The sequence below is a fragment of the Corynebacterium sp. UMB10119B genome (assembly GCF_030228125.1).
Lineage (GTDB): Bacteria > Actinomycetota > Actinomycetes > Mycobacteriales > Mycobacteriaceae > Corynebacterium > Corynebacterium pseudogenitalium.
Window position 1 is genome coordinate 1 of sequence record NZ_JASPBG010000026.1, and the last position, 9,007, is coordinate 9,007.

The window sequence follows — 9,007 nt, forward strand, 5'->3', positions numbered from 1 at the left end:
GTTTCCTCGGTTTCGAAGACGATTTCTTTGTACCGGTTCATCGACAAGTCGTAGTCCGCCTCGCGGATCTCGTCGACAGGCACGGTGAAGGACGCTTCGGTACGCGCCCGGTCTTGTTCGGCGGCCTGGTTGTGGAAGCGGGCCACCACGTCGGGCAGGTTATTCAGGCGCAGCTGGGCGTCGTCAAGTGGAGTAGCGGGCCAGGGGCCGAGCAGTTCCTCGGCGAGCAGTGGGCTGCGCTTGTCGTCGAGGGAGCGCCCGTCGGCGGTGATGTCGTAGAACCAGATGCGCTCATTTTGGCCCGGTGAGTCGGTGCGGGTGAAGCACACGATGGCGGTGGACACCCCGGTGTACGGCTTAAACGCGCCGGAGGGCAGTTTGATGATGCCGTCGATTTTCTGGTTGTCCACAAGCTCTTTGCGCAGCGTCTTGTGCGCGCGCGTCGAGCCGAACAGCACACCCTCCGGCACAACGACAGCCGCCCTGCCGCCCAGCTTCAGCAAGGTCAAAAACCTCGCGATGAACAGTAGTTCTGTTTTCTTCGTCTTTATCGACGCCAACTCCGGATCCAAAATGTCCTGATTAATCGAGCCCGCAAACGGCGGGTTCGCCAGCAGCACATCGAACGCCTCAAGCCGCTCTGGCGCCAGTTCCTGCAGGGAGTCGAGGTAGGAAATGTTCGGGTCGCTAAAGCCGTGCATGACCATGTTCATCGCGGCGATGCGCACCATGGTGGAATCGAAATCGAATCCGGTCAGGCCGCAGGCGAGGTACTGCTCGCGCTGCAGTTTGGTGGCGTCCTTGAAGTCGTCGCGCAGGTATTCGCTGGTGGCGGCGAGGAAACCTGCGGTGCCGCAGGCTGGGTCGATAAGTCGGTCGGTGACCTTCGGCTCGGTCAGTGCCACGATCAGTTCGATGATGTGGCTCGGTGTCCTGAACTGTCCGTTCGTGCCGGCGGTGGCCAGCTTGGACAACATGTACTCGTACAAGTCGCCCGTCATGTCCTTATTCGAGAACTCCAGCTTCGCGATCATCGTCGCCACCGTTGTCAGTGTTGCCGGGTTCGGGATCAGGAACGCCGCATCCTTCATATGCGTGACAAACCCGCTGTCACGTGCGGCGCCGAGTTGTTTGATGTAGTCAAACCCCTCGCGGAACGCGGCGAAGCGCGCCTCGGGCGAATCGACGGCCAACAACTTGGAAAAGCGCAGGTGGTCGTGGGTGGCGTCGTAAAATATTTGGGTGTCATCGGGCTCGCCGCCCAGTGTGTTGGCGAGGAACTCGGCCTGTGCTTGGCGTTCGTCGAGCTGGCGCATGAACAGCAGGTAGGTGAATTGCTCGATGACGGTGATCGGGTTGGAGATGCCGCCGGACCAAAAAGCGTCCCAAATGCGGTCTACCTGGGACTTTAGTGCGCCTGTAATCATGGCGTCATTCTAACAACCGCGATGGGCAGGTAGCGAGATGCCATCACGGACTATCCGATGAGACTCATCTTCTAAACCTCACACAACCATTCAAATAATTCCTGAGCCGCAGCATCGGCGCCTCCTGGATAGTCAGCGTCCAACAAGTGTCTGGTCTCGTCGAAAATGTGGGTAGCGATTGCATTCTTTTGTTCCCTTGAGGCGTTCTTTTTCAGCTCATCAAGAGGCACTTTCAGCTCGACTGGAGGGTTCGTGCTCATAGAAAAAGAGCGCTTATCATCTGAATACACGCGCACGTAACATGCTGTGAGGGTTGATTCCAACACGACGTTTCCGAAAATGAGCGTGGTCAACTTCTTTTTAATCATGCCCCCAAAGTAGCGGTAGATAGCGCCTGCGGTTCGTGTGGCACCTTCCGTCGGCGGTCGAGGAAGTCCTCAAGCGGTTCTGACGCCCACGAGCGACCCTAGAACCATACAACTAACTTCCGACCAGGGCTTTTGGTGAAGGGCGCCTTTGGGGGTTGCACCAAATTTCCGTTTTTGAGCAGTTCGATTTGTAAAAGCCCAGGTCGGCGAGCACGCGTGAGAGAATTTGGTGCAGCTCACGTTTGAAACGGGGAACTTTTTCACAGCTGAGCCCCAAAACCCCCACTTACCACTGACATTTCCCCAGGTCGCACGTGCGTCGGCTTGAAATGGTTCCCAAGCTGCCCGATCATCGTGATCGGGTTCGAAATGACACTGGATCAAAAGCGTCCCAAATTCCGTCTACCTGGGACTTCAGCACGCCTGTAATTGAATAGCCACGCGGAACAGAAGATAGCGGCCTCCCGAGGCGGAGCTATCTTTTAAAAACCGCGATTTCTATAAGATAGGTGCGTATCGAGCAGCGCCTAAGTTCTGCTTTTCCAGATTTTCAGAAGATAGGGCAGAGCCGTCGTCGAAAAGTTGGACCCCTAGCGGGGCGCGATTTGGTCATACCTCATCCGAGGAGCAATATATTCGTGCTACCAATCGGACAACGTGAAGAACTGATTATGACTCAACAATTTCATCCGCGCGCATGGTTCCCCGTCGCAGGCAGCATGGTTGCTGTCGCATGGGGCGGCAACGAGTTCACCCCGCTGCTCGTGATGTACCGCGAAACCTCGCACTTTTCGCAGGTCACCGTCAATGGGCTGCTCGCCGCTTACGTCCTGGGCATCATCCCGGCGCTGCTGATCAGCGGTCCGCTGTCCGACCACATTGGACGACGCCCCACCATGCTCCCAGCCGCACCACTTTCGCTCGTGGGGTCCTTCCTGCTGTCCATCGCCCCGAACGAGCCACTGGTGATCGCGACGGGCCGCATCCTGTGCGGGCTCGCCCTGGGCATCGTGATGGCGGTGGGGTCCACGTGGGTCTCGGAGCTGATTATTAAAGCGGGCGGGGACCCGGCGTCGGGGCCGCGCAAGGCGTCGATGTGCCTGACCGTCGGCTTCCTGATCGGCGCGGCGCTCGCCTCCGTGCTGGCGCAGTGGGGCCCGTGGCCCACGCACACCGCGTACGTGCTGCACATCCTGCTTACCCTCGGCACCGCCTACTGGCTCCTGGACACCCCGGAAACCCGCCCGCCGCGCCGGGGCACCGTGAAGGAAACCTTCCTTGAGCTGCGGGTTCGCGACATGCTCGAAATGCTGCACATCCCATCCGCCGCGCACCGTCGCTTCGTGCGCATCGTCGTACCGGTCGCGCCGTGGGTATTCGGGTGCGCCGGCGCCGCGTACGCCCTGCTGCCGCAGCTGCTGTCCAGCTCGGCGCACGATATGCCCATCGCGTTTTCCGGCTTCATGACGGTCGTGACCCTCGGCTGCGGCGTCGGCGTCCAGATGCTCGGCCGTGTCATCGATACGAGTAGGTCCGCCCGCGCGTCCGCCGTCGCGATGGCCGTGATCACCGTCGGCTGCATCCTCGCCGCCGAAGCGTCCCGGTCGCTGTCGCTGCCAATCGGCGTTGCAGCCGCCGCCATCATGGGCGCCGGTTACGGCCTGGCCCTGGTCGCCGGACTTTCCGAGGTCCAACGCATCGCCAACGCCGACGAACTCGCCGGCCTGACCGCCGTCTACTACTCCGTGTCCTACACCGGCTTCTTCATCCCGATGGTCTTCAGCGCCGCCGCGCCCGTCGTCGGCTTCACCACGCTCTTTGTGATCGGCACCGTGCTTGCCCTGTGCTGTCTGATCAACGTGGTCCTCGGCTGGCGCGCCCACCTGCCCGGCCCGACCTGGTAGGCGGCTGCCCCGGCTCTCTGCCGCCTCCGGCCCTCAAATCTGCTCGTAGCGTGCGCTTCGAAGCGTGCGATGCTGGTCGCGCATTTCGACCCACCCCGGCCGATTTTTGGCGACCAGCGTCGCACTCCTTGAACACCTCGACCGGAACGGATTTCAGCAAGCAGCGTGCTATCTCCACAGCGCCATTCATGATCAACCAGGACGGTAATCAGCTCCGGCGCACCTCACACCTGCTCGTAGCGTGCGCTTCAAAGCGTGCGATGCAGGTCGCACATTTCCACCCACCCTGGCCGATTTTTGGCGACCAGCGTCGCACTCCTTGAACACCTCGACCGGAACGGATTTCAGCAAGCAGCACGGCCCCAGCCCCCAACCCCCAGCCCCAGCACACCCGTCTATCCTGAAATATCCATAAAGATGTGCCCAGATGCGAAAAATCAGATACGGGGACATCTGGGCACATCTAGCCGGATATTTCACACATTTTCGATTATTGTGAACCCATGGACCAAACACTGAACCCGTATTCGCCAGGTGCGGGACTGCGACCACCTGCGCTGACAGGGCGCGAAGCGGAGCTCGAGCTTGTCGAGGCGATCATCACAAGGACCCGCAGCGGATTGCACAATCGCGGCGTTATCCTGAGTGGTTTGCGTGGGGTGGGCAAAACGGTGTTGCTGAATGAACTCGCGTCGCGTGCCGAGAATGCAGATTGGTTGACGGTGCAGCTTGAGGCAAGCGCTGATCGTGCTGGTGCGCAGCGGGTCCGGAAGCGGTTGGCCCGTGAACTGGCGTTGAGTGCGCGGAAGGTGTCGTTGCGTAAGCGGTGGCAGCATTTCAAGGACGCACTTCCAGCGATTTCTTCGTTTGCTTGGCATGTCGGTGGTATTGACGTCGCGCTGGAGGTACCTGCTCAGGCGGGTATTTCTGACTCTGGTGATATCGGGATGGATCTCGAGGAACTTGTGCTGAGTGTCGCAGAGTCCGCGCAGAAGGACGGGAAGGCGATTGCGTTTTTTATTGACGAGATGCAGGACCTTGATGCGGAATTGATGTCGGCGGTGATTACCGCGCAGCACCAGGCGGGCCAGCGTGGTTTGCCGTTTTATGTGTTCGGGGCGGGCCTACCTACGTTGCCTCAGAAGCTGGCGGAATCTCAGTCGTACGCGGAGCGTCTGTTCGAGTACCGCAAGATTGGTCCATTGTCAGATAGCGCGGCGGCGGCCGCACTTGAGGATCCGGCTACCAGGCAAGGGGTGCTGTTTACATCAGCAGCGTTGCGGAATCTTGTGGACGCCGCTCTGAATTACCCCTATTTCCTTCAGGAGTACGGGAAGGCGATCTGGAACGTCGCTCCTGCTTCGCCGTTTACTGAAGGCGATGCGCAACTTGCCGTGGCGGAGGGCAATGCGGCCCTTGACGCCGGGTTCTTCCCGAGCCGTTGGGAGCGTGCGACGCCTGGTGAGAAGCGCTATTTGCAAGCGATGGCTGCGCATTCTGCGAAGCAGGTTCCCACGAAGGACATTGCGGATTCGCTTGACGTTTCGGTGAATTCGTTGAGTAGTAACCGGAAGCACCTGATTGAGAAGGGTCTCATTTTTGCCCCTGACCACGGTGTTGTGCAGTTCACGGTCCCTGGAATGGCGGACTATATCAAGCGCCTATCCTGAAATATCCACAAAGATGTGCCCAGATGCGAAAAATCAGATACGGGCACATCTCACCGGATATTTCGCAATACGCCCAGGCCGCCCCGTACCGTAAGCCGTATGCAATTCGTTCGCTCTCTCTTCCGCGGCGCGCCCGCAACCGCGCTGATCACCGTCGTCTGCCTGGGCGTTTTCGTGATTACGGCGCTCCAGTCGCATTCGATCAGCAACGTGGTGTGGGGCTCCAGCCTCGCCGAGAACATGGTGCTCTTCGGCCCATTTATCGACGCCCCCTCCGCCACCTTCCGCACCCTCCTGGCCGGCTTTCTGCATGTGGATATCTCCCACGTGGCCGTGAACATGATCACGTTGGCGTTGTTGGGCCCGCAGCTGGAGCGTCGCCTGGGTACTGGGCCGTATTCGCTGCTGTACGCGGCGGGTGTGTTGGGGTCGTCGGCATCCGTGTTGGAGTGGAACTACGACGTGCCCACGGCCGGCGCGTCCGGCGCCCTCTACATGCTGATGGGCGTGTTGCTCGCGTTGTCGATGCGCCAGAAGGTCAACGTCCGGGCGCCGTTGGCCCTGGTCGGCGCGAATCTTGCTTACTCGGTGCTGTCCCCGGGTATCAGTCTGTGGGGGCACCTTGGCGGTTTGGTGGTGGGCTTGTTGGCGGGCTGGCCTGTGACGTCGGTGAAGAAGCGCGTCAGGTGGCTCGCGTCCGCTCTTGCGGCCGTAGCAGCTGTGGCTGCTGTGGCGTTTGTGATTGGTGTTGCCTAGTTTTTCACACGTTATCCCCAAGTTTGTACACCGGTGGAGAACTCCACAGAGTTGTCCACATTGTGGATAAACACAACCGTGTAATTTCTAGAACATCGCTAGAACATGTCAGCGATTCACAAGAAAAAACGCCTGGCGAATGGGCATCATTGCAGCTCATTACGCCAGGCGCTCGATGTGCGAATAGGTTGTGCACAGAGTTATCCACAGGTGTGGATAACGGTCCTCTCCACAGAACCATCCACAACCTGTGGATAACTTGGCACTACGAATTACACAAAAATGCTCCCTAGAAGGTGCCCTTCAGCCAGCGGCCGAAGTCGGACACGGTCACGTCGCGGGAGTCGACGTTCTGGTCGTTCCACTGGGAGACGTCGCCGGCCAGGCGGCTGGTCTGGGTGACTGTCATGTAGTTGTGCAGGCGGCCTTCCTTGGTCTTGCCGTCGCCGAAGCTGAACGCGCCGAGCAGCATGTCGTCACCGGCGTTGACCGGGTTGGACAGCGTCACCTCGAAGATGCGCGCGCCCTTCTTGGCGTTGTAGCCGAGGTCGCGGATGTGCGAGCCGTTCGCGCCAGTCGTTGTGATCAGGCGGTCCACACCCTTCGGGCCGGACTCGGTACGCACCTCAACGCGGAACGTCAGCGCCGGGAACTCCGCCCAGTAGCGCTCGGTGCCCACGTTCTTCACACGCAGCGCCACGGACCCAGCAAAGCCGGAAGCTTTCCAGGAGCTCGTCGTGAAGTATGGCACCAGGTCGAGCGTAGGCGCCTCCGCATTATCGACGACCTCTTCGACCTCAGTGTTCTCCTCCGACGTCGCCTCATCCGACTCCTCATCCGTGATCACCGCGGCGGTCTCGCCGTCGATTTCCACGTTGGTCACATTGGCTTCATCGTTGTCGTCGATGGTGGTGACGTCGTCAAGATTCTCACCCTCGGTGATCTTCTGCACGTCCTCGTTGTACGCCGGGTTCGGGTTCTCTACCGTGTCAGTGACCTGCGCGCCGCGGTTCGGTGCCCACGAACCTGCAGGTGTGGAGTAGTTCTTCACACGAACCTCGTTCTTGATCGGCATGTTCGCGACCCACGCCGTCGGCGTCGCCCACGTGCCGTTCGGGCGGCAGCGCTGCTGCGTGCCCGTCATGGTGACGGTGCGGAAGCCGTACGTCGCCTCGCCCGTGTTGCCCGCCGGAACCTCGTACGGCCCGATCTTCTGGCCGACGTTCCAGCTCAAGCTTCCCGACACCGACCAGCCCAGCATCTTCGCCAGCGAGTAGCCGATGTTGCCCTGCAGCCCATCCTTCGAGCCCGACCCACCAATGTTGATCGTCTCAGTCTTCGACCCGTTGACCGACGCCGAAATCGTCTGCGTGCGCGCCAGGTCCTGCGTCAGCGGGATGGTGTTCTTGGTCAGGTTGGTCGTCGAAATCGTGCCGACCGGCAGGAAGTTGTCCTTCACCTTGTACACGATGGTGCGGTAGTCCTCAGTGGAGTTGCACACCGGGCGCGGGTTGAGCACGTTCGCCTTCAAGTGGTCCGATCCCCTGTAGGTGTGGATGATCGGCAGCGCATCATTGGTCGCTGGGGTTTCGGGGTACGACTCCTCAAGCGTCTGAGCCGTGGCTGGGGTCAGCGTACCGGCAGCTAATGCCAAGGCCGCTACAACGCCCGTCATGGAACGAATAAACCGCATGACTATACCTTTCATAAGGTGACAATAGTAAAATAGCAGGTCAGGGCCTTTCTAGCCCTGTTCCTATGTGTACACCTTCTGTGCGCGGATTGTTCAACAATCCACCCCCGTGCCACCCCGCTACCGAACACCTGTGGGGAACCTGGCGGCTTTCCTGTGCGTCTAAACCTCATGTTGGAAAACACTGAACTTTTCGCATCCATCGTGGACACGCGCACGCTCCGTCACCGTCTGCACAGCCCCGAGTACCGACGCCTCAACCGGACGCAATGCATCCCGTCGCGCACCTGGGGGCAACTCAATGCCTGGCAGCGGCACCTCGTGCGCGCTTATGCCACCGCCCGCGCCATGACCAAAGGCTGCCTCGTAGGCAGGACCGCCGCCCGCATCCACGGCATGTGGGTCATCAGCCTCAGCGAAGAAATCCAAGAAGTAACGACGCCCAGCCGCCGCGGCCCCGCAAAACACCTCGTCGAGCCCGACGTCCGCTACCGCACCTCCGCCTTAAGCGCCGCCGAGGTCACCACCGCATACGACATCCGCCTGTCCACGCCCATTCGCACCGCGATCGATATCGCCCGCTACCACGGGTTTCAGGAAGGCCTCATCGCCATGGATTGGCTGCTCTCCATCGCGCACGTGGAGCGCAGCGACATCCTGCTGCACATCGAGCGCATGGGCCGCGTCCGCAACTGCGGCGTGGCGCGCGACGCCGCGCGCGCCGCGGTCTACAACGCCGATTCCCCCATGGAGTCCCTCGCCCGCGCCGAGTTCCTTCTCCGCGGCGTCACCGGCTGGAAGTTCCAGGCACAGGTGCAGCGCTACCGCGTCGACTTCCTTTTCGACGACTCCGTCATCCTCGAACTCGACGGCGACACCAAACACGCCTCCGACCCCCGCCGCAGCCTCCTGCAGGAGCGCAAACGCGAACGCGAGCTAACCAACCAGGGATACACCGTTCTACGGTACGGCTTCACGGATGTGCTTCACCGCATGGACGAGATCCTCGCCCGAATCGAGCTGGAACGGGCCCGCGCAAAAGCCGGCGCGGCCCGCTAAAACGCACGTCAAAACCCAAATGGTAGTAACAGGATGGTAGTAATCCCCGAAATGGGGAGCGCGGACATTTCGTTGGAGTGTTGAGGGCTGGAAGGTATTCCGATGCCCGCAAAGTTCCCCGACACCGTCC

The 9,007-nt window shown here is 60.5% G+C and carries 7 protein-coding genes; 4 read left to right on the forward strand and 3 right to left on the reverse strand.

Going from position 1 to position 9,007, the window contains the following annotated elements:
- Positions 1-1,427 (reverse strand): type I restriction-modification system subunit M (locus QP802_RS10955; protein WP_284818855.1); only part of this gene is annotated, 1,427 nt, incomplete at its 3' end.
- 71 nt (positions 1,428-1,498) lie between these two features.
- Complete coding sequence (locus QP802_RS10960; RefSeq protein WP_256005891.1) at positions 1,499-1,795, reverse strand: hypothetical protein; 297 nt, start codon at positions 1,793-1,795, stop codon at positions 1,499-1,501.
- Between the two features lie 671 nt (positions 1,796-2,466).
- Between QP802_RS10960 and QP802_RS10965 the strand changes: the two genes are divergently transcribed.
- The 3 genes from QP802_RS10965 (at position 2,467) to QP802_RS10975 (ending at position 6,125) form a co-directional block, all read left to right on the forward strand.
- Entirely contained in the window at positions 2,467-3,699 is a 1,233-nt protein-coding gene (locus QP802_RS10965) for an MFS transporter (protein WP_284818857.1), read from the forward strand.
- A gap of 503 nt (positions 3,700-4,202) precedes the next feature.
- Positions 4,203-5,369: an ATP-binding protein gene (locus tag QP802_RS10970; RefSeq protein ID WP_284818859.1), complete on the forward strand. Its 1,167-nt coding sequence runs from the start codon at positions 4,203-4,205 to the stop codon at positions 5,367-5,369.
- A 99-nt stretch (positions 5,370-5,468) separates the two neighbouring features.
- Complete coding sequence (locus QP802_RS10975; RefSeq protein WP_070975480.1) at positions 5,469-6,125, forward strand: rhomboid family intramembrane serine protease; 657 nt, start codon at positions 5,469-5,471, stop codon at positions 6,123-6,125.
- Positions 6,126-6,414: 289 nt separating this feature from the next.
- Here the strand turns inward: QP802_RS10975 and QP802_RS10980 are convergent, their stop codons facing one another.
- Positions 6,415-7,818: a hypothetical protein gene (locus QP802_RS10980; RefSeq protein WP_256008384.1), complete on the reverse strand. Its 1,404-nt coding sequence runs from the start codon at positions 7,816-7,818 to the stop codon at positions 6,415-6,417.
- A gap of 171 nt (positions 7,819-7,989) precedes the next feature.
- On the opposite strand from QP802_RS10980, the gene QP802_RS10985 reads away from it, so the two are divergent.
- Entirely contained in the window at positions 7,990-8,877 is an 888-nt protein-coding gene (locus QP802_RS10985; protein ID WP_284818862.1) for an endonuclease domain-containing protein, read from the forward strand.
- The last annotated feature ends 130 nt before the right edge of the window (positions 8,878-9,007 follow it).